This window comes from Sphingomonas sp., assembly GCF_041661885.1.
GTDB lineage: Bacteria > Pseudomonadota > Alphaproteobacteria > Sphingomonadales > Sphingomonadaceae > Sphingomonas.
In genome coordinates this window covers 316,219-339,685 of the sequence record NZ_JBAZTL010000002.1, presented here as the reverse complement: position 1 = coordinate 339,685, position 23,467 = coordinate 316,219, and the positions used below count along the sequence as shown (strand labels likewise).

Below are 23,467 nucleotides of genomic sequence, written 5' to 3'. Positions count from 1 at the left end.
CGGCGGTCCTGTTTCGAACCTCTGCCGGATTGTATGGGCTATTATTGGGCTGCGATGCTACACTCTACCGTCAGCCGATGATCGAAGATCGCCGTGATTTGCGCGCCGATTTCGACTTGGTGGACGCCGCTGACGGCGCCGCTCGAAATCCACTGCCCCGCGCGGAGCGCAATGCCGCGCTGCGCCATCAGTTCGAACAGAAAACGCGCCGCACCAAAGGGACCGTCGAGCATCGTGGCGGCGGTGGCGACCCCCGTCGATGCGCCGTCAATGGTCAATTCCACGGGCCATTGATTGAGATCGAGCGCCCGCCAATCCGCCACCTCCGGGCCAATCACCAACCCGTTATTATTGCCGAAATCGGAAATGGTGACACCGGGGCCATGATCGTTGATGCCGCCGAAGGGGGAACTGGCAATTTCGATGCCGACGCATACCCGGTCGATGAGCGCGGTGGCCTCCGCCAGCGTGTAGTGATGCTTGTCGGGGTCGGGCGTGGCGGCGATGCGCAGCAGAAATTCGGCCTCGGCGGCGGCGAACCCTCCAGCGTAAACCGTCATCGCGCGCGCGGTTTCCCCGGCTTCAAAGGTCTGGTCGGCGAAAATGGGACCGGCGAGGCGATCGGTACATCCGAGCGGGGGATTGATCCGCCCGACCTTCCATCCGGCGATGGTGCGGTCGGTGAGTGCGATCGCGGCATCCTGCATGGCATAGGCTTCGGCCAGTGCCGCGGGCATCGTGCCCGGATAGTCGACAAGCGGGGACGCGCTGCGGCGCGCACTGACGAATTCGGTCGCGACTCGCGCGATATTGTCCTGCTGCTTCTTGGCCTGCACGTGCCGTTATCCCCTCATGGACCGTTCGGACGGCCTCGTTGACTGGGTATGGGAAACCGGTGTCATTGACAAGAGGGTGATCGCCCGCCTTCGCGATCAGGCGGCGAATACGCTGGCCCAATCACCATCGAACGCCGCCTGTGCCGCCCGTGCGATTGCATCGGTCACGTCCGAATCCCGCGCCAATGCCCTGGAAAACCCCAGTTCGGCATCGATCAGCCGTGCCAGCACCAAACGCGCGTCGCCGGTTGCCGCAAGCTCGGCGAGCGTTGTGCCCGCAGGATCGAGGATTGGCACACCCGCGTGGGCGCGTTGCAGGAGAAAGCCGAGCCAGCAACCGAGCGCGGCCAGGACATGGCGCGGCAACCGGCCCTGTGCGCGGTGCACCGCCAATGTGTCGCCCAGCCGATACGGGATTTTCTGGCTGCCATCGGCGGCAATTTGCTCAAGTCGGTGGAGGATTGCCGGGTTACGGAAACGCGCCAGCACCGCCGCGCGATACGCATCGAGATCGAGCCCGGCGACACGCGGCAAGGTCGGGATGATATCGTCGCGGATCATCGCATCGACGAAACCCGCCAATGCCGCATCGCCCATTGCTTCGGCAACGCTGGCATGGCCGCGCAGCAACCCGACATAAGCGAGCGTCGAATGCGCCCCGTTGAGAATACGCAGTTTTGCCTGTTCATAGCCTGCGACATTATCGGTCAGTGTCGCCCCGGCGCGGCCCAGCGCGGCGCAGACCGGATCGCCGAGATCCTCGATCACCCACTGCGTAAACGCCTCGCGCTGTACCGTAGCGTGATCTTCGATGCCTAGCGCCTGCGCGACATCGGCATAGAGCGCATTGTCTGCGGCCGGGGTGATCGAATCGACCATTGTGCCGGGTACGAGCACATGGTCGGTGATCCAGGTCGCCACGTCCGGCGCACGCGCTTGAGCAAAGCGGATCAGCGCGGCACGCACCTTGGCCCCGTTATTGGCGAGATTGTCGCACGGCATCACCATGAAGGGCGCGGCGCCGGCGGCTTTGCGCGCGGCAAGGCCGGTAACAATCCAGCCGATCACGCTGCGCGGTACAGCAGGGCCAGCCAGATCATGCACTATGTCGGGATGCAAAAGGTCAAGCGTCCCGTCCGCGAAGAGGCAATAGCCCTTCTCGGTCACCGTCGTCGTCACCAATCGCACCGCCGGGTCGGCGAGTAGGGCGAGCGTTTGGTCCCCGTCGGCGGGGCCCAGGAAGCGGCTGTGGGCGCCGATGATGCGATAGCCGGGCGCGACATCGCGAATCGCGAGCGTGTAAAGCCCCTGCTGTTCAGCCAGGGCACCTACCGTTCCCGCGCTGCGCAGCGACACTGCAGCAATGCCCCAGTCGGGCTCGCTGTCGAGCAGCGTATCGATATAAGCCGCCTGATGCGCGCGGTGGAACGCACCGGGGCCAAAATGAACGATCCCCGTGGTCGGCGGCGCGGTACGGTTGGGACGCGCGATCGAAGCAGGAACGCTGTCGAGTGTGGCATATCTCAGCCGCTTCATAGGGTTACTCCGCGCTTCCAAATTGCGATTTCGCGCTCGCCATTACGTTCTGCCGCGGTGGATGCGCCCGAGGCGATTTCGCAGACGCGCATGGCGAGGTCCTGCGCTACCCGATCGACACCGTGCTCCAGCACCGCGCCTGCGTCGAAATCGATCCAGCCGGGCTTGCGTGTCGCGAGCGCACCGTTCGATGCGATTTTGATCGTCGGCACGGGGAAACCAAGCGGTGTGCCGCGCCCGGTCGTGAACAGAATTGCCGTCGCCCCCGCCGCCGCCAGCGCGGTGCAGGACACAGCATCGTTGCCCGGCGCTTCGAGCAGCGTCAGCCCCGTACCCTCGATCCGCGCGCCATAAGGAATGACATGGGAGACCGGCGTCCGCCCGGCCTTCTGCACCGCGCCGAGCGATTTTTCCTCCAGCGTGGTGATGCCGCCCGCGACATTGCCGGGCGAGGGATTCTCCGACACCGGCTCGCCATGATCGAGGAAGTAGCGTTTGAAATCATTGACCATCATGACGATACTGTCGAACACATTTTCGGTGACGGCGCGCTCCATGAGCAGGCGTTCCGCGCCGAACATTTCGGGGATTTCGGTCAGCAGCACGCATCCGCCCGCCGCAACGACGCGCTCGCTGATGCGGCCGACCAGCGGGTTGGCGGTAAGCCCCGACAGGCCATCCGATCCGCCGCATTTCACCCCGAGTACCAGCCGGTCGAGCCCGACGGGGCTGCGATGGCTGCGCGCGAGATCGGCCAGTTCTGCGACCTTGGCCACACCTTCGTCAATCTCATTTCCAGCCGATTGCGTGATGAGCGTGCGGATGACCGGGCGGCGCTGTTCGGGAATTTCGCGCAGCAACGCGTCGATCTGGTTCGATTCGCACCCCAGGCCGACGATCAGCACGCCGCCAGCATTGGGATGGCAGGCGAGTGCGGCGAGAATGCTGCGCGTGCCGTCAAGGTCGTCGCCAAGTTGCGAACAGCCAAACGGATGGGTGAAGGCATGGACGCCATCGATCACTCCGGCTTTGGTATCACTCGTCAAGGCGGCATTGGCCTGGGCGGCAATGCGGCTTGCGGTGCGCGCAACGCAGCCGACGGTCGGAAGGACCCAGATTTCATTGCGCGTGGCCACGCGTCCGTCGGCGCGGAGATAACCCTGGAAGGTCATCGGTTCGTCGCGCTGGCGCACCGGTGCGGGGGCGGTGGGGGCGAAGCGATAGTCGAGCGTCCCATCGAGCGCGGTCGCGAGATTGTGCGAATGGACGTGCGCGCCGGTTGCAATGGCAATGGTGGCCGTGCCGATTGGAAAACCGAACTTCAGCACCGGCGCGCCCGCTACGATGGGCGCGATGGCGATCTTGTGGCCGCTTGGCGTGTCGGCGAGTGCGGTGACGCTGCGCGCGTCGAAGGCAATGGCGGCGCCCGCCCGTACTGGCTCGACCAGGGTTACGACGCTGTCGTCGGGATGCACCAGAAGGGCCTTTGCCACGCGCGTTGCTCGCTTTTTGGTAACCGGTATCATTGCTGTGCCTCAGCCGCTCGTGGTTTGGCAAGGGGAGCGATGCGGGTCGTCGCATATTGCCGGACTAGCCAAGCCGACCGTCCCGGGTTTAAGCCGACGGCATGAAAAGCACCGGACAACCGACGATCAACGATGTCGCGCGGATCGCAGGGGTTTCCAAGAAGACCGTCAGCCGCGTCATCAACCGCTCACCCTTGCTCAACGACGATACGCGGCGGCGCGTCGAGGATGTGATCGGGGAACTCGGCTATATCCCCAATCCGCAGGCGCGTGCGCTCGCGCTGCGCCGCAATTTCCTGATCGGTCTCGTCCACGACAATCCCAATGCGCAAATGGTGATGAATGTGCAGCAGGGGATTTTGGAGGCGCTGCACGGCACCGAATTCGAGCTGGTGGTGCGCCCGGTCGATCGTGGGTCGGCGACGATGCTGGTCGATCTGCGGCATTTCCTGGAACGCCAACGGCTGTTCGGGCTCGTGTTGCTGCCGCCGATCAGCGAGAATGATACGATCGCCAAATTGTGTACCGAAATCGGGTGTCGCTATGTCCGCATGGGATCTGCCCCACTCGATGACAACGACCATATGGTCGCCTCCAACGATTGCGAAGCGGTGCGCGCGGCAACCGAATATCTGATCGAACAGGGGCATCGGCGGATTGGTCTGGTCGCCGGGCCGCACGGCTTCCGCTCGGCGCGCGAGCGGCGGCTGGGTTTTGAAGAGGCGCTGGCGAAAGCGGGTATCGCGCTGCCGCGCAGCATGATCGCCGATGGCACCTACACCTTCGAATCCGGGCTGACGGCGGCCGAGCGTCTGCTCGACCTGATGCCGCGCCCGACCGCAATTTTCGCGTGCAACGATGAAATGGCGGCAGGGGTGATGCACGCCGCGCGGCAACGCGGGCTCGATATTCCCAAGGATTTGTCGATCGTCGGCTTCGACGACACTCCGGTCGCAGCACATGTCTGGCCGCCGTTGACGACGGTGCGCTGGCCGATTGCATCGATGGCGCGCTCTGCCGCGCTCAAGCTGACGGCGGGATTGGATGGCGAGGAGATTGTCGAGGAACCCTCATTATTCCTGTCGACGCTGATCCGGCGCGCTTCGGTGGCGCCGCCGGCTGCCTAAACCTGCCGGTAAAGGTGCTTGCGAGGATCGCTGACACCGGTTACCAGAGCCGATATAAGAAACGGCGGGGAGGAGGAATGACGATGGCGCGACCGCTCAACCTGAATCCGGACCGTCTGTTCCCGAGCGATCCCGCGACGCGGGCGATTGCGCGCTCTCTCTACGCCAGCATCGCCGCTTTGCCGATCGTCAGCCCGCATGGGCACACCGATGCCGGGTGGTTCGCCGAAGATAGCGCATGGACCGACGCGACCGCGTTGCTGCTCGCGCCCGATCATTATATTTTCCGGATGCTTTATAGCCAGGGCATCGATCTCGATGCGCTGGCCATTCCACGCCGCGATGGCACGCCTGCGACTGATCCCCGCGCGGCGTGGCGGGTGTTTGCGCAGAACCTGCATCTGTTTCGCGGCACGCCCTCGCGCCTGTGGCTCGACCATGTCTTTGCCGAGGTGTTCGGGTTCGAGGTGGCGCTTGGGGCCGATACGGCGGATTTCTATTTCGATACGATCGCCGAGAAGCTCGCCAGCCCCGCCTTTCGCCCGCGCGCGCTGTTCGACCGCTTCAAGATCGACTTTCTCGCGACGACCGAGGGGCCGCAGGACGATCTAGGCGCGCACCACCGCATCCGCGCCTCGGGCTGGGGTGGGCGCGTGGTGACGACCTATCGCCCGGACGGCGTCATCGATGTCGAGCATGAGCAATTTGTGAGCGCGATGGCGCGCTTTGCCGAGCTGACCGGGGAAGATGTCCATAACTGGAAGGGCTATCTTGCCGCGCACCGCAAGCGGCGGGCGGATTTCCGCGCGGTCGGGGCGACCGCCACCGATCACGGCCACCCGACCGCCGCGACCGCCAATCTGTCCCCGGTCGAAGCCGAAGCCTTGTTCGGCAAGATCGTCGGCGGCACCTGGACGCCTGCCGATGCCGAGCTGTTCCGCGCACAAATGCTGACCGAAATGGCGGCGATGTCGGTTGAGGATGGCATGGTGATGCAAATCCATCCCGGCGCGTTCCGCAACCACAATGCCGGACTGTTCACCAGCCACGGGCGCGACAAGGGGGCCGACATCCCGACGCGCACCGATTACGTCCACGCGCTGAAACCCTTGCTCGATCGCTTCGGCACCTCGACCGAACTGTCGATCATCCTCTTTACGCTCGACGAGAGCGTGTATGCGCGCGAATTGGCCCCGCTGGCGGGGCATTATCCCTGCCTCAAGCTCGGGCCGTCCTGGTGGTTCCATGATAGCCCGGAAGGAATGCGCCGCTTCCGCGAGATGACAACCGAAACGGCGGGTTTCTACAACACCGTCGGCTTCAACGACGATACCCGCGCCTTCCTGTCGATCCCCGCGCGGCACGATGTCGCACGGCGCGTCGATTGCGGCTTCCTCGCGCGCCTCGTCGCCGAGCATCGCCTTGAAGATTGGGAAGCCGTCGAACTGGCGCAGGAGCTGACCAGCGGCCTCGTCCGCCGCGCTTATCGGATCGATTCACCAGAAACCGCCGCCAAAGCGGCCTGACCCCCGGAGAGCCCGATGTTCGACCGTACCTATTACGCAACGCATCCCGACATGATGGAATGCGTTTCCAATGACGAATTGCGGGATCGCTATTTGATCCAGGACCTGTTCCGGGCTGGCGAATGCGTGCTCAATTACACCCATGCCGATCGCTTCGTGATCGGCGGTGTGCTGGTCGGCGACGTGGCGGTGAAGCTGCCCGACCAGACCGAGCCTGCTTCGGCGGCGGGGCATCCGTTCCTCGAACGGCGCGAGCTGGCGGTGGTCAATGTCGGCGCGGTGCCAGGCACGGTCTCGGTCGATGGTGCGGTGTTTACGCTCGGCAACAAGGATTGCCTGTACGTGACGATGGGCGCGAAGGACGTGCGGTTTTCGGGCGAGGGCGCGCGCTTCTATCTGGCGTCGTGCCCGGCGCACAAGGCGTTCGCCACGCGCGTGATTTCGGTTGGTGATGCGACCAAGCTGGAGCGCGGCAGCCTCGAGGAATCGAACGAGCGCACGATCTACCAGATGGTCATCCCCGGCATTTGCGACAGCGCGCAACTGGTGATGGGCCTGACGGTGTTGAAGCCGGGTTCGGTGTGGAACACGATGCCGCCGCACATCCATGAACGCCGCAGCGAAATCTATTTCTACTTCGAACTGGATGGCCCCAACGACCGCGTGTTCCATTATATGGGCGAGGGAGAAGCGCTGCGGCACATCGTAATGGCCAATGAAGAGGCGGTGATTTCCCCGCCCTGGTCGGTGCATATGGGATCTGGCACCAAGGCCTATGCCTTCATCTGGGCGATGGCGGGTGAGAACCAGGATTATACCGACATGAGCGTGCTGGATATTTGCCAGTTGGCGTGATTTTCATCTCCCCTCCCTGGAAGGGAGGGGTTGGGGGTGGGTCGGCCCGTTGAGAGTCCGGCGCTCCCCCCATACCAACCCACCCCCAACCCCTCCCTTCCAGGGAGGGGAGGAGCGTTTGCGATGACCAATCCCTTCGATCTTACCGGCAAAGTCGCCGTCGTTACCGGGGCCAATACCGGCATCGGTCAGGCGATTGCACTGGCGCTGGCGGCGGCGGGGGCGGACATCGCCTGCGTCGGACGGACTCCGGCGGACGACACCGTGCAACAGATCCGTACGCTGAGTCGCCGTGCCGAAATCATTTCCGCCGATCTCTCCACCATCGAACCTGTGCAAAGAGTCGTGGATGAGGCTGTGGATAAGCTTGGCGGGCTCGACATCCTCATCAACAATGCTGGGATCATCCGCCGCGCCGATGCGGTCGATTTCACGGAAGCGGATTGGGATGCGGTGATCGATACCAATCTCAAATCGGTGTTTTTCCTGTGCCAGGCGGCGGGGCGGCACATGATCGCAAAGGGCGGCGGCAAGATCGTCAATATCGCCTCGATGCTGACCTTTCAGGGCGGCATTCGCGTGCCGAGCTACACCGCGTCCAAGAGCGGGATTGGCGGGCTGACCAAGCTGCTCGCCAATGAATGGGCGAGCAAGGGCATCAACGTCAACGCGATCGCGCCGGGGTATATTGCGACCAACAACACCGCCGCCTTACAAGCCGATGAAACGCGCAACCGGTCGATCCTTGAGCGCATTCCCGCGGGCAAATGGGGCGATCCCTCCGATCTGGGCGGCGCGGCGGTGTTCCTGTGCAGCCGCGCGGCGGACTATGTGCAGGGGCACATTCTCGCGGTCGATGGCGGTTGGCTGGCGCGATAAGGGAACTGCATCGTCACCCCGGGCTTGTCCCCGGGGTCCACCGCGCCGCCAAGCGTGCGATCAAGTTGAAGAGTGGACCCCGGCACAAGGCCGGGGTGACGGGGCCGGGGTGACGCGAGAGGGTAGGGTAATGACGTTTCTGGCCTTCGGGGAAATCATGCTGCGCCTCTCGCCGCCGGGGCGCGAGTTGTTGTTGCAGACGCCCAGGCTCGATGTGTGGGTGGCCGGAGCGGAGGCCAATGTCGCGGGCGCGCTCGCCCGGCTTGGCCATGATGTCGCCTTTGCCAGTGCGGTGCCCGACAATGATCTGGGCCGCGCGGCGCTGACCTATTTGCGCGGCGCAGGCGTCGATACCGCCGGCATCCAGCTTCGTGGCGATCGCATGGGGCTGTATTTCGTGACCTCGGGTGCAGGGTTGCGCGCGACCGAGGTGATATACGATCGGGCGGGGTCGTCCTTTGCCGAGACGCCGCGTGAAGCCTGGAATTGGGACGTCCTGCTACAGGGCGTTGACCGGCTGCATCTGTCGGGCATCACCCCCGCGCTCGGCCCCGTGCCCGCCGCAAGTGCGATCGCGGCGGCGCAAGCGGCGACGGCACGCGGCATCGCCGTGTCGTTCGACGGCAATTGGCGCGGCAAATTGTGGGAACGCTGGGACAGCGATCCGCGTGGCATCCTCACGCAATTGGTGGCCGAAGCCGATTTGCTGTTCGGCAACCACCGCGACATCGCGCTGCTGCTCGGTCGCGACTTTGGCGGCGACGGCGAGGCGCGGCGACGCGATGCGGTCGATGCCGCCTTCGCCGCGTTCCCCAAGCTTCAGACGATCGCTTCGACCGCGCGGCATGTCGAACATGTCGATCTCCACCGGTTGTCGGCGCGCGTCGATACGCGCGCGGGGGCGGCGCAGACCGAGGAAGTCGTACTGGCTGGAATCGTCGATCGGATCGGTGGCGGGGATGCCTTTGCGGCGGGCGTGCTCCATGCATTGCGCCTGGGGGGTGACAGCGCGGAGGCGGCGCGCACCGGGTTCGCGCTTGCCGCGCTCAAACATTCGCTGCCGGGCGATGCGAGCCTGTTCCGCCAGGCCGATATTGATGCCTATCTCGCGGGCGGGCTGGATGTCCGGCGCTGACCTCACCCGCCGCGCGCTGATCGGCAGCGGCGCGGCGACACTCGTGGCGGCAGGAACGGGGTTGCACGCCGCACAGCCATCACTCGTCGCGTGCGCGGCGGGCCGCTTTATCGGAGCGACCGAGGCAGAAGGTGTCCGCGCCTATCGTGGCATTCGCTACGGGCGCGCCGAGCGCTTTCGCGCGCCGACGCCCTTTGCTTATGGGCCCTCGCCGCACCTGGCCGACGCCTTCGGCCCGGTCGCGCCGCAAGCGGGCAGCGCGTATGGGCCGCAAAGCGAGGATTGTCTGTTCCTCAACATCTGGACGGCGCGACCGGATCGCGCCGCCAGGCTTCCGGTGATGCTCTACATTCATGGCGGGGCCTATTCGGGCGGCAGCGTGACCGATCCGCTCAACGACGGGGCGGCATTGGCGGCGCGCGGTGATGTCGTGGTGGTAACGGTCAACCACCGGCTCAACGCCTTTGGCTATCTCTATCTCGCGCGGCTCGATCCGCGCTTTCCCGATAGCGGTAATGCCGGGCAGCTCGATCTGATCCTCGCGCTGCAATGGGTACGCGACAATATCGCGGCGTTCGGTGGTGATCCGGGACGGGTGATGGTGTTCGGCCAATCGGGGGGCGGGGCCAAGATTGCGACGATGCTGGGTATGCCCGCCGCCGACGGGCTGTTCCACCGCGCCGCCACGATGAGCGGACAACAAGTCACCGCTTCGGGGCCGCTCAACGCCACTGCGCGGGCGCGCGCCTATCTGGGGCGGCTCGGGGTAGATGCGGATGACCTGTCGCCGTTGTTGGCGATGCCGCAGGACCGCCTTGTCGCTGCGCTCGACGCGACCGACCCGATCCTTGGCGGCGGCGTTTATTTCGGGCCTGTGCTCGACATGAAATGGCTGACGCGGCATCCGTTCTGGCCCGATGCCAACCCGCAAGGGCTCGGTATTTCGCTGATTTTGGGCAATGTCCGGGACGAAACCCGTGGGTTTCTCGCGCCCGATTCGGACAAGGTACGCGGGCTCACCTGGGACAATGTCGCGGCGCGGATTGCGCCCGAATTGCGTATCGATATCCTGCCCGAATGGGTGGTCGCCCAGTATCGCGCGCACTTCCCGGATTGGTCGCCGACCGAGGTGTTTTATGGCGCGACCACGGCGGGACGAAGCTGGCGCGGACAAGTGATCGAAGCCGAGGCGCGCGCGCAGGCTGGGGCACCGGCCTTTGTCTATCAGGTCGATTTTACGTCGCGGCTCGACCCCAGACGCGGTGCCTTCCACACCATCGACATTCCGCTGGTGTTCGGCACAATCGGGGCGAGGGGTTCGCAAACCGGCACCGGAGCGGACGCGCAGGCGGCGTCGCGGGCGATGCAGGAGAGCTTCGTCGCCTTCGCGCAAACGGGGAACCCAAATCACGCCGGGCTCCCGCAATGGTCCCGCTACGACCTCACGCGACGCACGACGATGATCTTCGATTCGGTCCCCCATAGCGCGGACGACCCCCGTCGCTGGCAGCGCGAACTGTTCGCGCGGGTGCCCTATATTCAACCGGGGACTTAAGCCAAAAAGCTGATTGACACCGGTTACCAAAGACGACATTTAAGCATCAGGACGAGTTGCCGAAGAGCAACCGTTGGGCAGGAGAGGAGCAATGCGCGACAATAGCGCGCGTTCTCCCTCTTCCGCTCGTCATTCCGCAGGCGCGGTGTGGCAACCGGTGTCAATCGACGTCGCGCGACAGCGACGCCAAGGGGGGATGAAGAATGCGCAAGATTTCTGTGGCAGCGACGGTGCAGCACGGTGTCTCGGTTGGCGCGCTCGCGCTTGCACTGTTCTTGCCGGGTGTTGCGTTGGCCCAGACCGACCCGACGCCGACCGCGCCTGCTGCCAGCGAGGATACGGGGCAGGACATCGTCGTGACCGGCTTTCGCCAGTCGCTTCAGGCTGCGCTCAACGTGAAGAAGACCTCGGTTGCCGCGGTCGACTCGATCGTCGCCGAGGATATTGCGAAATTCCCCGACCAGAATCTCGCCGAATCGCTCCAACGGATTCCGGGTATTTCGATCCAGCGCGATGGCGGCGAGGGGCGGGCGATCACCGTGCGCGGGCTTGGCGCGCAATTCACGCGCGTTCGTGTGAACGGCCTGGAAACGGTGGCGACCTCGACCGACGGTGCCAGTGCCAACCGTGATCGCGCGTTCGATTTCAACGTGTTCGCATCCGAGCTGTTCAGTTCGCTGGTGGTCCACAAGACCGCCGAAGCCTCGCTCGACGAAGGATCGCTGGGCGCGGTCGTCGATCTCAATACGGGCAACCCGCTTGGCGGCAAGAAGCCGGGTTTCTCGGGAGCGCTGTCGGTACAAGGCTCTTATAACGATCTCGCCAAGACGCTTGGTCCGCGCGTCGCCGGGCTGCTGTCGTGGCGCAACGAGGCCGGAACATTCGGGGCGTCGGTCTCCGCCGCTTATTCGAAGGTCAACACGCTCGAGCTGGGGAACAATACCACGCGCTGGGCACAGGCGCAGTTCGACTCGGTCGACGGCACACCGTGCTATTATAATACCAGCGGTTCGGGGGCGGCGCAGGCCTTCACCACGCCCGCCCGCAATAGCGGCGGTGTGTATCGGCAGAGCGCGGCGTGCGACAAGGCCGCGCAAGCCTTCCATCCGCGCATCCCGCGCTACGGCGTCATCAAGCATGATCGCGAGCGGTTGGGCATTACCGCCAGCGTGCAGTTTGCCCCGACCGACAAGACCAAAATTTCGATCGACGGCCTCTATTCCAAGTTCAAGGAAGCGCGCGAGGAGGAATGGCTGGAAGTGCTCGCGCGCAGCAACGAGCGCTCGATCGATCTCGTCAATCCGGTGTATGATGCGCATAACAACATCATCTCGGCGACGCTGAACGATGCGTATAATCGCAACGAACATTATCTGCGCCAGTCGAACACCGAATTTTATCAGATTGGCGGCACCTGGGATCAGGACGTGACCGACAAGTTCCGCTTCACGCTGTTGGGTGGGCTGTCGAAATCGGATGCGAACATCCCGGTCGAGACGACGATCCTGCTCGACAACCGGGCAGCGCAAGGGTTCACATACGACTATACCAATATCGCGAGCCCGACGCTGAGCTATGGCAGCAGCGTAACCGATCCGGCTGCGTATCAGCTTTCCGAAATCCGCGATCGTCCGTCGGAGACCGTCAACAAGTTCCGCACCGCGCAAGTGCGCACCGAATGGGATGTGGCGGAGGGTTTCCAGGTCAAGGCGGGCGGCGTCTATCGCAAGTTCACGTTCGATACGGTGGGCTATACCCGTGACACCGTGGTGTGCGGCAATGGCGGCAGGGATCTGGTGCTCGGCACGCTGACCTGTTCGCCGTCCTCGCAATCCGGGGCGGGCGCGGTGTACGGCTTCCCGGTCACCGCGGCGCTGACCGATCTGGTCAATCTTGGTTCAGCGGGGCAACCGTCGGGGACAACCTCGCAATATATTGTCGCCAATATCCCGGCGGCGGCAGCCTTGACCAACCTGTACAACCGCGCGCGCGTTGTCGATGCGGGCAATACCCGCAGCGTTTCGGAAAAGGTGACAGGCGGTTATCTCGAGTTCGATACCAAGGGTTCGCTCTTCGGGTTGAACTATGCGTTCAACGCCGGGACGCGCTATGTCCACACCGATCAAAGCTCGACCGGTCTTGTCAGCGGCACCGCCGCCACGGTTCAGCGTTCGTACGACGATTGGCTGCCCGCGCTCAACGTGGCCTTTTATCCGACCGACAAGATCATCGTGCGCGGCGCGGTCGCCAAGGTGATAACGCGACCCACGCTGGGCAATTTGACGCCTGGTGGTACGGTTGACGGGTTCAACTATCGCATCAGCAACGGCAACCCGTTTCTCGATCCGTTCCGCGCGACGGCGTACGATCTTGCGTTCGAATGGTATTTCGCGCCGCAGTCGATTGCATCGATCGCGTTGTTCAAAAAATCGATCGACAGCTTCCCGGTTTCGAACACGCTTACCCAAACCTTCGCTGCGACCGGTTTGCCGAAATCGGTGTTGCCGCCCAGTTCGCCCGCCTTCATCAATTTCGATCCCAACCAGCTTTACACGGTCAGCACGACGGTGAACGGCACCGGCGCATCGCTGGAAGGTATCGAACTGTCGGTGCAGGCCCCGTTCAAGTTCCTGCCGGGCTTCCTGAGGAATTTTGGCGGCATTGCCAATGCGACCTTTATCGACAGCAGCGCCAGCTATGGCGTCGTCGGACCGTCCAGCCTGGTGTGTGCAACGCAATTCACGTGCCGGCTGGTCGCACCGAGCGCGGTGCAGCGGACATCGACGTTGTTCGGCCTGTCCAAGAAGGCGTTCAACGGTACGCTTTATTATGAGGACGCCAAGTTCAGCGCGCGCGGTTCGATCAGCTATCGCGGTCCGTATGTCGACCAGAATAGCGGCACCGGCAACGTGTTCGAGGGCTATTCCGCAACCACCAATTTCGATGCCTCGGTGCGCTATCGCCTGACCAAATGGCTCGAAGTGTCGCTGGAGGGCACCAACCTCACCGATACCTACCGGTATCGCTACACCGATCTCGACGCGAACCGGATTTACGAAAACAACCATTTCGGTCGCACCATCCTGTTTGGTGCGCGCGCGAAGTTGTAACAGCGGACACCTTTTCCTCCCCCTTCGGGCGTCGCCAGTGTGATGGCGATGCCCGTTTGTTTGCCAGGAGAATCCCGGTGATCGACCGTCGCAGCGCCATTCTCGGAACGCTGGCGAGCGGGTGGGCGGCGCGCGCGTCTGCGCAGACGCCGCCGCCGCGCGTTAGCGAAGGCGTGGCAGTGGCGGGTTCGGCTGATCCCGAAGAGACGATCGACCTGTGGCCGCAAGGCGCGCCCGGTGCTCCCGCGACATTACTTGTGGAGACGGTTGAGGATCGCGGCAAGGGTGGGCTGCCGGTCGATCGCGCGGTGTGGGGGATCAGCCGTCCGCGCCTGGTCGTGTTCCGCCCGCGGAAACCCAATGGCGCGGCGCTGTTGGTGACGCCGGGCGGGGGCTATCGCTGGGTCGTGGTCGACAAGGAAGGCTATGAAATCGGGCGGTGGCTCGCGGCGCGCGGCTTCACCGTGTTCGTGCTGTTTTATCGTTTGCCGGGCGAGGGCTGGGCGGCGGGGCCGGATGTGGCGCTGGCCGATGCGCAGCGGGCGATGCGGCTGATCCGCGCGCGGGCGGCGGACTATGGCATCGCGCCTGAACGCGTCGGCGCGATGGGTTTTTCGGCGGGCGGGCATGTCTGCGGCGATTTGGCGACGCGCTTCGATACGCCGGTTTATGCGCCGGTCGATGCCGCCGACCGGCTGAGCGCGCGACCGTGCCTCGCCGCGCCGATCTATGCCGTGCAGGCGATGACGGCGGACCTCGCCCATGCCGGATCGCGCGCGCTGCTGCTGGGGCCATCGCCGGGCGCGGCGCAGGAGCGGGCGCACTCGACCGCCGCCAACGTCTCGCCGCGCACGCCGCCCTGCTTCCTGCTCCATGCCGAGGATGACCGGGTGGTGAAGGTGGAAAACACGCTCGCCTTCCGCGCGGCGTGCGTGCGCGCGGGCGTGCCGGTGGAGACGCATCTGTTCGCCCAGGGCGGGCACGGCTTTGGCCTGCGCGGCACGCTCGGCAAGCCGGTGGCGGTGTGGCCGGAGCTGTTCGTGGCCTGGGCGCGGACGCTGGGGTTTGGATGAACGGGCGTCAGACGCCCAACCATTCCAGTCCGCCGGGAAGATCTTGCGCGGCGAAATCGAGCTGCAGCACGCGGCGGTGCGTCGGATTGGTCGCGGCGTCTGAGGCGTGCAGGATCGGCGTGGCATAGAGCCAGATGTCGCCTGCATCGGCGAGGCACGCATGGCTGCCGCGCCGTCGCACGACATCGGCGACGGCGTTTCCCGGAACCAGCCCGTCGCGGTGCGAGCCCGGAGCGATCAGCAGCGGAGCATTGGTCGCGGGAACAGCGTCCAGGTGAACCCGCAACGTCACCATATCGCGCAGGATGACGAAAGGCGGCGCGACGTGTTGCAGGCCCGCTTTGGTCGTCCAGGGGCCGAAACCTTCGACATCGATCCGTCGGGTGACGCAGATCGTCCGGTCCTGATGCCATGCGAGCGACCAATTGGTTTGCGCCGATTTGTCGAACAGGATGGCGCGCACCGGGCGGCTCTCCGGTCCGAGGATGCCGGCAGCGATCGCGCCGATGGACCCGTGTCGTGCCAGAAACGGGTGAAGGCGCGGCAGGCCGTGGATGCGCACGCCCGCAAGGTCGGATGGCAGCGGGGCAAGCGCGACGCGCAGATCGTCAAGGTCGCGCGCCGCCGCGCCGCGAAAGCGCTGCGCGCCGTGATCGGAGAATGTGGGCGAGAACGAATCAGGCAAATCGGTCATGGAGCAGTTATGCGCGGTGTCTGCGCGCGGCAATGGCGTGGCGGATCGCGGCGAGCGATGTGCCGCCGTCTCACCGCCCTTCCCCGGCGGACGCCGGGGGCCAGTCGCGGAGGTGGTCGTAACGGACGGTGGCGCTTTCCTTCCAGCCGTTGCGTTCCTGGGCCCCGGCCTTCGCCGGGGAAGGGATTTCGGTCGGATAAGGTTTGCTCACGTCCTTCCCGCGAAACGGGACTTGCCCCGGGGTCGATGCACCGGCACCCTGCGCTGGACCGGGCGATGCAGCTCGGCGAACCGGGGGGGATCATGCGGGATAGGTTTGGACGGCGTCTCTTTGAACTATCCCCTTCCGTTCGTTTCGAGCATCGTCGAGAAACCCGGCACAGCGCTTGTGGCTGTTTCTCGACGATGCTCGAAACGAACGGGTTACAGTAGCGTGATCGCGCCCTTGAGCGTTACCCCGCCAACAGCCCATGCTCGATCTTCGGCAGCACATGCCGCGCGAACAGATCGGCCTCGGCGGCGTGGGGGTAGCCTGAGAGGACGAACGCCTCGATCCCCATGCCGCGATAGGTGTTGAGCTTGGCGAGCACCTGATCGGGATCGCCGACGATCGCCGCACCACAGCCCGAGCGGGCGCGGCCGATGCCGGTCCACAGGTTCGCTTCGGCATAGCCGTCGTCGCCAGCATTTTCGCGCAGCGCGGCTTGCGCGGCGACACCCGCCGACTGCGAATCGAGCGATTTGGCGCGGATCGCGGCACCTTCGGCGGCGTCGAGCTTGGAGAGCAGGCGGTCGGCGGCGGTGCGCGCTTCGGCTTCGGTCTCGCGCACCACGACATGCGCGCGATAGCCGAATTTCAGCGTGCTGCCATAAGCGGCGGCGCGCGCGGTCATGTCGGCGATGATCGCGGCGACGGCCTCTTGCCGGTCGGGCCACATCAGGAACACGTCGGCGCCCTTGGCGGCGGCATCGCGCGCATCGGGCGAGAGGCCGCCGAAATACAGCAAGGGCGCCTTGCCCGACACGGTACGCAAGCGCGGTGGATCGAGCTTCAGCTTCCAGAAATCGCCATCATGGTCGAGCGGCTCGCCGTTCAGCAGCGTGCGCAGGATGTGCATCGCCTCGACCGTGCGGGCGTAGCGCGGGGCGGAGGCGAGCGTCTCGCCCGGCATCTCCGACGAGATGATGTTCACGCGCAGGCGGCCGCCCAGCATCTGGTCGATCGTCGCGATTTGGCGCGCGAGCTGCGGTGGCCAGCTTTCGCCGACGCGCACCGCCATCAGCAATGCGATGCGGCGCAGGAGCGGGGCGATGCCGGCGGCAAAGGCGGTGGTGTCGATGCCCAGCGCATAGCCCGAGGGCAGCAGGATATTGTCGAAGCCACCGGTCTCCGCCTGCAGCACGATGTCGCGGCAATGCGCCCAGCTCGATTGCAAATGCGCATCGGGGACGCCGAGAAATTGGTAATCGTCATCGCACAAAGCGGAGAACCAACTGATTTCGCACGGCGGCAGCGCGCTCATGGCAGGCGCTCCCCGCGCACGGCGACCAGCACGTCATACCAGTTCTGGCGGGTGAAGCGCACCTTATAGACCTCGGCAATCTCGGCGATGCGCGCGACATTCTGCGTGCCGACAATCGGGATCGGGCGCGCGGGATGCGCCATGATCCACGCATAAGCGGCTGCGGCGCGCGACACACCGGCCTGCTGCGCCACGACATCGAGCGCGGCGGCGACCGCCTTCGACCGGTCGTCCTCGGGCGATCCGATCCGCCCGCCACCAAGCGGCGACCAGGCGAGCACCGCGATATCGCGCTCCATCGCCAGATCGAGCAGGCCGTTTTCGATCGGTCCCAGTTCGAGTGGTGACAGTTCGGGCTGGAGGCTGGCGAGCGGGATCGTCAGGAAGGATTCGAGCGCGCGCGTCTGCGCTGGCGTGAAGTTGGAGACGCCGACCGCGCGGACCTTGCCGGCGCGGACTATGTCTTCCAGCGTGCGCGCGACTTCCTGCGGGTGGGCGAGGATGTCGGGGCGGTGGATTTGGTAGAGATCGACCTGATCGAGCCCGAGCCGGGTGAGCGAGGCGTCGAGCGCTTGGCCGAGATAAGCGGCGCTTTGGTCGTAGGGGACGGGCGGGCGGATGCCGCCCTTGGTCGCCAGCACCATCTGCGCGGCGAGGCCGGGGGCTTCGGCGAGCACTTGGCCGAGCAGCAGTTCGGCATCGCCAAAGCCGTCGGCGCCATCGAAGCCGTAAATGTCGGCCGTGTCGAACAGCGTCACCCCGGCGGCGAGCGCGGCCTCGATTCGCACGCGCGCTTCCGCCACGGTGGCCGCGGCGAAGCGCCACATGCCCCAGGCGATCGGGCTGACCTGCACTCCGCTCTTGCCGAGGGGGCGCAATTCGGGTGTAAGTATGATTTCAGACATCGCTGTCATATAAGGGTGAACGCATTGGGAGAGCAAGTCCGATACGGTCTGGTCGGCACCGGCATGATGGGCGTCGAGCATATCACCAACCTGGCGATTACGCCGGGCGCGGTGGTGACTGCTCTCGCCGATCCGGTGGCGGAATCGATCGGCTGGGCGACGGCGGCGCTGGGTGATCGCGCGGGCGGGGCGGCGGTGTTCGATTCGGTCGAGGCGCTGGCGGCGAGCGGGCTGTGCGACGCGGTGATCGTGGCGAGCCCCAATTATACGCACCGTCGCGTGTTGGAGCCCTTGTTCGATGCCGGGCTCCACATCCTGTGCGAAAAGCCGCTGGCGACGACGCTTGATGATTGTCGCTGGATCGTCGAACGTGCGGCACGGAGCGAGCGGGTGTTCTGGACCGCGATGGAATATCGCTACATGCCCCCCGCCGCCGCCTTTATCGAGGAAATTCGCAGCGGCGCGATCGGACGGTTGCAGATGCTGTCGATCCGCGAACATCGCTTCCCGTTCCTGGTCAAGGTGGCCGACTGGAACCGCTTCAGTCGCAATACCGGCGGCACGATGGTGGAGAAATGCTGCCATTTCTTCGATCTGATGCGGCTGATCACCGGCAGCGAGGCGGTGCGCGTCTATTGTTCGGGCGCGATGGACGTGAACCATCTCGACGAACGCTATGGCGGGGAGACGCCCGACATCATCGACAACAGCTATACCATTGTGGATTTCGCCAATGGCGTGCGCGCGTTGCTCGATCTGTCGATGTTCGCCGATGGCGCGGAAAATCAGGAGGAAATTACCGCAGTGGGGGACGCCGCGCGGCTCGACGTGCTGATCCCCGAAGGTGCTTTGGTGCATTCCCCGCGCGTCGGCTTCCGCAATGCCAAGCAGGTGACCCGGCGCGTGGTCGAGGTCGATCAGGCTGCGCTCGATGCGGGCAGCCATCACGGATCGACCTTCTACCAGCATCAGCGTTTCAACGCGGCGGTGCGCGGCGCGGGACCGGTCGAGGTGAGCGCCGAGGACGGGATGATGGCGGTTGCCATCGGCACCGCCGCCGAGATCAGCGCCCGCGAACATCGGGTGGTGGAGATGGCCGAACTGGGGTTCTGACGCCAAGCCTAGCTTTACGACGGACAAGTATGACAGCGATGTCCGACGCGCAAAAAGAATAATACCCATCGGAAAGATGGGATTTATGAGGAGGGATAGGATGAAAGCATTGTACCTGACGAGTGCGGCGGCGCTTGCGCTGGTGGCAGCCTCACCGAGTTTTGCGCAGACAGCGCCAAGCCAAGCGGCGGTTGAGGACGCGCCGGGCGACATCATCGTCACCGCGCAGAAACGCTCCGAACGGTTGCAGGACGTGCCGGTCGCGGTCTCGGTCATTTCGGGCGATGCGCTCAGCGCGCAAGGCAAGACCAGCCTTGAGGGGGCGCAATATCTGGTGCCGTCGCTTAATTTCCTGAAATCTGGCACGACGCTCAACCAGTCGTTGTTCCTGCGCGGGGTCGGCACCTCGACCTTCTCGATTGCGGGCGAGCCATCGATTTCAACTGTGGTTGACGGCGTGGTCTTCGCCCGCGCGGGCGAGGCGTTTGGCGACCTGGTCGATGTCGACCAGATCGAAGTGCTGCGCGGGCCGCAGGGCACGCTGTTCGGCAAGAATGCCAGTGCCGGTGTTATCAACATTATTTCGAAAAAGCCGACCGGTACGCTCGGCGGTTATGTTGAGGCCGGGTTCTTCACCGACAGCGAATATCGCGGTCGCGCGGTGCTCAACGTGCCGCTGGGCAAGGCTGTGCGCTCGCGCCTGACCGGTTTCTACACCAATTATGATGGCAACATCCGCAACGTCACCACCGGCAAGCTGGTCAACGGCTTCGAACATTATGGCGGGCGGTTGCAGCTCGATGCCGATGCCGGGCCCAACGTGAAGCTCGCCTTCATCGCCGATTATCACCGCAACGATGACGATTGCTGCGGCGAGGTGATCGCGACCGGACCGATCAACACCGCAACGGGCGCCGTCACCACCAATGCGTCCACGGCGGCCCTGCCGACGCCGCGTGGCACCGATACGCGTGAAATCGCACAAAATCTGACGACGCGGACCAGGGAGACCGGCTACGGCTTCTCGCTCCAGGCCGATATTCAGGCGGGGACGCAGACCGTCACCACGATTACCGCCTATCGCAACTACAAGAATACCGAGATCCGCGACGGTGATTTTCTGCCCGCAGCCTATATCGGCTTCAATCAGCTCCACGATTTCGGACCGCAGACGGGTGACACCTTCAGCCAGGAAATCCGGTTGACCTCGCCCGGACACCAGTTTCTCACTTATGTGTTGGGCGCATATTATTCGCGCGCGGCGAGCGAGCGCGTGTTCACGCGCAACGATCAGGTCTGCACTGCGGCGGTGACACCCGCGCCGACCGTGCTGACTCCGTGCTCGAACGCGTCCGCCAACCCCTCGACCTTCCCGACCGGCACCGCCGATTTCGGCTCGGTGTTCAAGAACGTCGCGCTGTTCGGGCAGGGCACGCTCAACATCAGCGATCGCTTCCGCGTGATCGGTGGCTTGCGCTACACGGTCGATCAGCTCGACGTGTTCCATGCGCGCGCCACCACGCTGGCGGGGCCGGGGATCAACCCCAATTTCGATCAGGGCGTTTACAACGAATATATCCGGCTGGTCGGGCTCGGGGTTTCGCCGACGACCGCGGCATCGCAGGCGGTGAGCGCTTCCAACGGCGTGCCGTTCCGCGCCAAGGCGACCAACGAGAATCTGTCGGGCAAAGCGGGTGTGCAGTACGACATTTCGCATGGCTCGACTGCCTATGCGACCTATGCGCGGGGGTATAAGGGCCCGGCGTTCAACGTGTTCTACAATCTGACCGCGACCGGCACCAATGTGATCGCGCCGGAAACGTCCGATTCCTATGAAATCGGGCTCAAGAACACGCTGTTTGGGGGCAAATTGACGCTCAATCTGGCTGCTTTCTACGCCAAATATCGCAATTTTCAGGCAAACAACCCGGATCTGGTGGCGGGCGTGGTCGTGACGCGCTTTACCAATGCCGGCGACGTGTCGACGCGCGGCGTGGAACTGGATGCCACGCTTCGGCCGGTGCGCGATCTGAACATCACCGGTGGGGCGGCCTATACCGACGCGCATGTCGATCGGTTCAACGCGCCCGCCGGGGCCGCGGTGGTGCCGGGGGGCACGCCGCTTGGCTTTGCGCCGAAGTGGAAGGGTAATGTCAGCGTCGATTACCGGGTGCGCACCGGCGGTTTTGCCGATGTGCTGCTGGGCGCGCAGGGATCGTATCAGAGCAGCGAGCTCGGGCTTTTCGCAGCGGATGCGGTGCAGCGGCGACTTGGCACGATCGGCGCCTATGGGCTGGTCAACCTCAGCGCGGGGCTGGTGAGCAGCAACGATCGCTACAAATTGACCTTCCAGGTGCGCAATCTGTTCGACCAGAGCTTTGCTGCGGCGATTACCAATGGCGGGCCGGGGCAAGCCTATCGCTACCAGATTCCGCGCGATGCCGATCGCTATTTCGGCGTGACCGGGCGGGTGAACTTTTGAGGTTTGGCTCCTCCCCGGAACGGGGAGGGGGACCATGAGCATTTAGCAAATGGTGGAGGGGGCGCGCCGCGAGCGTAACGCTTGAGGGGAGCCCCCTCCACCACTCGGCTGAAGAAGCCGAGCGGTCCCCCTCCCCGTGCCGGGGAGGATCAGATGGTCGCCCGCTCGCCGACGGGAATGATCACCGGGATCAGGAGGTGGATCGCAAGCAGCGCGGTGAGATAGGACCCGGCACAAATCGCCAGCGCGGGCGCATAGCCCCAGCCGTGCGACAGCGCATAGACCTGAAATTGGATCATCCCGATCGAGCACAAATTGCCGCAAAAGGCGGCGATGCCGATGCGTGAACCGACCGCGCGCGCCGGGGTAATATCGGTGGTGACGCCGAACACATTGGTCGAAAACCCCTGATGCGCGAACAGCACTAGCCCGAGCAGCAACGCCGCGACCCACGGACTGTCGACCGATTGCACGAACACCACCGGCAGGACGAGCAGCGCATAGCCCAGCATCGTTGTCTTGCGCGCGCGGTTTACGCTCCACCCGCGCGCCATCAGCCGCGTCGGCAGATAGCCGCCAGTCAGCGCGCCGCACGCCGCCATTCCGTAAACCAGCGCGATTGGTAACCCCAGCGTCCCCTGCGCCAGCCCGAACAGCCGGTGGAACAGATCGGGCAGCCACAGCAGCATGAAAAACCACACCTGATCCGACAACACCTTGGCGATGGCGATGGCGGCGGTTTCGCGCGAACGCAGGATGCTGAGCCACGGTACGGGGGCGGGGGCCACTGCGTCGAGCGCGACCGGCTTGATGCGGATCGCGAACCATAGCGCCACCCACACGACACCCAGCCCGCCCGCGACGAGGAATGCCGCCTGCCAGCCATAAGCGACCGCAAGCGCGGGGATGAACAAGGGCGTGACGATCGCACCGATATTGGGCGCGATGTTGCCGATGCCGAGCGCGATTTGCCGGTCCCTATGGTTGAAATAGGTCGCCGCGGTCTTCACCGCCGCTGGCGTACCGACCGATTCGGCGATGCCGAGCAGGATGCGCGCGGCGAAAAAGGCGGGGACGGTCGCGGCAAAGGCGTGCGCCATACCAGCCAGGCTCCACACCAGTACGCCGAGCGCGAAGCCGAGCCGCAACCCGACGCGATCGAGGAACCAGCCCGTGCCGAGAAAGGCGAAGGCAGTCGCGACCTGAAAGGCCGTGCCGAGATTGGCATAATCCTGGTTCGACCAGCGAAACTGCGCCTCGAGCGTGGGTTTGAGCAGCGCCAGGATTTGCCGGTCGACATAATTGAGCATGACCGCGACGAACACCATCGCCACGATGATCCAGCGTGCCGCGCCGCCGCGTAGTGCCATTGATCCGCTCCCGGTCCTGTTATTGGGATAGCGTTGTCAGGTATCCTCGCTGCAGGCTACAGCCAACGCATTCCGTCACCCCGGGCTTGTCGCGGGGCCCACCCTGCCGCAAGACGTGGCGGCACGGGTGTGCAGCACGGGGGATCCCGGGACAAGCCCGGGGTGACGCAAAAGGGCGGTGAAGCGCGGATGGCGACACAGCAACCGAAACGTCCGCTTCCG

General features: G+C 64.7%; 17 protein-coding genes. 10 read left to right on the top strand and 7 right to left on the bottom strand.

Annotated features, from left to right (window positions below; all coding sequences use genetic code 11):
• Window positions 1-41 precede the first annotated feature (41 nt).
• From WC704_RS05650 to WC704_RS05640, 3 genes are all read right to left on the bottom strand, one after another.
• A complete protein-coding gene (locus WC704_RS05650) occupies window positions 42-836 on the bottom strand; it encodes a 2-keto-4-pentenoate hydratase (RefSeq protein ID WP_372888932.1) in 795 nt (264 codons plus the stop codon).
• Between the two features lie 96 nt (window positions 837-932).
• A complete protein-coding gene (locus tag WC704_RS05645) occupies window positions 933-2,372 on the bottom strand; it encodes a mannitol dehydrogenase family protein (protein ID WP_372888931.1) in 1,440 nt (479 codons plus the stop codon).
• Complete coding sequence (locus tag WC704_RS05640) at window positions 2,369-3,898, bottom strand: UxaA family hydrolase (RefSeq protein ID WP_372888930.1); 1,530 nt, start codon at window positions 3,896-3,898, stop codon at window positions 2,369-2,371. Before WC704_RS05640 ends, WC704_RS05645 begins: the two co-directional genes overlap by 4 nt.
• A 101-nt stretch (window positions 3,899-3,999) precedes the next feature.
• Between WC704_RS05640 and WC704_RS05635 the strand changes: the two genes are divergently transcribed.
• From WC704_RS05635 to WC704_RS05600, 8 genes are all read left to right on the top strand, one after another.
• The gene (locus WC704_RS05635) at window positions 4,000-5,025 is read left to right on the top strand and encodes a LacI family DNA-binding transcriptional regulator (protein ID WP_372888929.1); all 1,026 of its coding nucleotides are present in this window, start codon (window positions 4,000-4,002) and stop codon (window positions 5,023-5,025) included.
• Window positions 5,026-5,108: 83 nt separating this feature from the next.
• Window positions 5,109-6,551 carry a glucuronate isomerase gene (gene uxaC / locus WC704_RS05630; RefSeq protein ID WP_372888928.1) on the top strand — a complete coding sequence of 481 codons (1,443 nt, stop codon included), beginning with the start codon at window positions 5,109-5,111 and terminating at the stop codon, window positions 6,549-6,551.
• Window positions 6,552-6,566: 15 nt separating this feature from the next.
• Window positions 6,567-7,406, top strand: coding sequence for a 5-dehydro-4-deoxy-D-glucuronate isomerase (gene kduI, locus WC704_RS05625; RefSeq protein WP_372888927.1), 840 nt, complete (start codon window positions 6,567-6,569; stop codon window positions 7,404-7,406).
• A 123-nt stretch (window positions 7,407-7,529) separates the two neighbouring features.
• Entirely contained in the window at window positions 7,530-8,285 is a 756-nt protein-coding gene (gene kduD, locus WC704_RS05620) for a 2-dehydro-3-deoxy-D-gluconate 5-dehydrogenase KduD (RefSeq protein WP_372888926.1), read from the top strand.
• A 130-nt stretch (window positions 8,286-8,415) separates the two neighbouring features.
• Window positions 8,416-9,420 carry a sugar kinase gene (locus WC704_RS05615; RefSeq protein ID WP_372888925.1) on the top strand — a complete coding sequence of 335 codons (1,005 nt, stop codon included), beginning with the start codon at window positions 8,416-8,418 and terminating at the stop codon, window positions 9,418-9,420.
• The gene (locus WC704_RS05610) at window positions 9,407-10,975 is read left to right on the top strand and encodes a carboxylesterase/lipase family protein (RefSeq protein WP_372888924.1); all 1,569 of its coding nucleotides are present in this window, start codon (window positions 9,407-9,409) and stop codon (window positions 10,973-10,975) included. The genes WC704_RS05615 and WC704_RS05610 overlap by 14 nt, the downstream gene beginning before the upstream one ends.
• Before the next feature lie 203 nt (window positions 10,976-11,178).
• Window positions 11,179-14,085 (top strand): TonB-dependent receptor, encoded by a 2,907-nt coding sequence (locus tag WC704_RS05605; protein ID WP_372888923.1) that lies wholly within the window; start codon window positions 11,179-11,181, stop codon window positions 14,083-14,085.
• A gap of 77 nt (window positions 14,086-14,162) precedes the next feature.
• Window positions 14,163-15,158, top strand: a complete 996-nt coding sequence (locus WC704_RS05600) for an alpha/beta hydrolase (protein WP_372888922.1) — start codon at window positions 14,163-14,165, stop codon at window positions 15,156-15,158.
• A 7-nt stretch (window positions 15,159-15,165) separates the two neighbouring features.
• Here the strand turns inward: WC704_RS05600 and WC704_RS05595 are convergent, their stop codons facing one another.
• The 3 genes from WC704_RS05595 to WC704_RS05585 form a co-directional block, all read right to left on the bottom strand.
• Window positions 15,166-15,852: a phytanoyl-CoA dioxygenase family protein gene (locus WC704_RS05595; RefSeq protein ID WP_372888921.1), complete on the bottom strand. Its 687-nt coding sequence runs from the start codon at window positions 15,850-15,852 to the stop codon at window positions 15,166-15,168.
• A 452-nt stretch (window positions 15,853-16,304) separates the two neighbouring features.
• Complete coding sequence (locus WC704_RS05590; protein WP_372888920.1) at window positions 16,305-17,375, bottom strand: LLM class flavin-dependent oxidoreductase; 1,071 nt, start codon at window positions 17,373-17,375, stop codon at window positions 16,305-16,307.
• A complete protein-coding gene (locus WC704_RS05585; protein WP_372888919.1) occupies window positions 17,372-18,280 on the bottom strand; it encodes an aldo/keto reductase family oxidoreductase in 909 nt (302 codons plus the stop codon). The genes WC704_RS05590 and WC704_RS05585 overlap by 4 nt, the downstream gene beginning before the upstream one ends.
• A gap of 15 nt (window positions 18,281-18,295) precedes the next feature.
• Between WC704_RS05585 and WC704_RS05580 the strand changes: the two genes are divergently transcribed.
• A complete protein-coding gene (locus tag WC704_RS05580; RefSeq protein ID WP_372888918.1) occupies window positions 18,296-19,393 on the top strand; it encodes a Gfo/Idh/MocA family protein in 1,098 nt (365 codons plus the stop codon).
• A gap of 100 nt (window positions 19,394-19,493) precedes the next feature.
• Window positions 19,494-21,875 carry a TonB-dependent receptor gene (locus WC704_RS05575; RefSeq protein WP_372888917.1) on the top strand — a complete coding sequence of 794 codons (2,382 nt, stop codon included), beginning with the start codon at window positions 19,494-19,496 and terminating at the stop codon, window positions 21,873-21,875.
• Between the two features lie 149 nt (window positions 21,876-22,024).
• Here the strand turns inward: WC704_RS05575 and WC704_RS05570 are convergent, their stop codons facing one another.
• Window positions 22,025-23,245, bottom strand: a complete 1,221-nt coding sequence (locus tag WC704_RS05570; protein WP_372888916.1) for an MFS transporter — start codon at window positions 23,243-23,245, stop codon at window positions 22,025-22,027.
• Window positions 23,246-23,467: the final 222 nt, after the last annotated feature.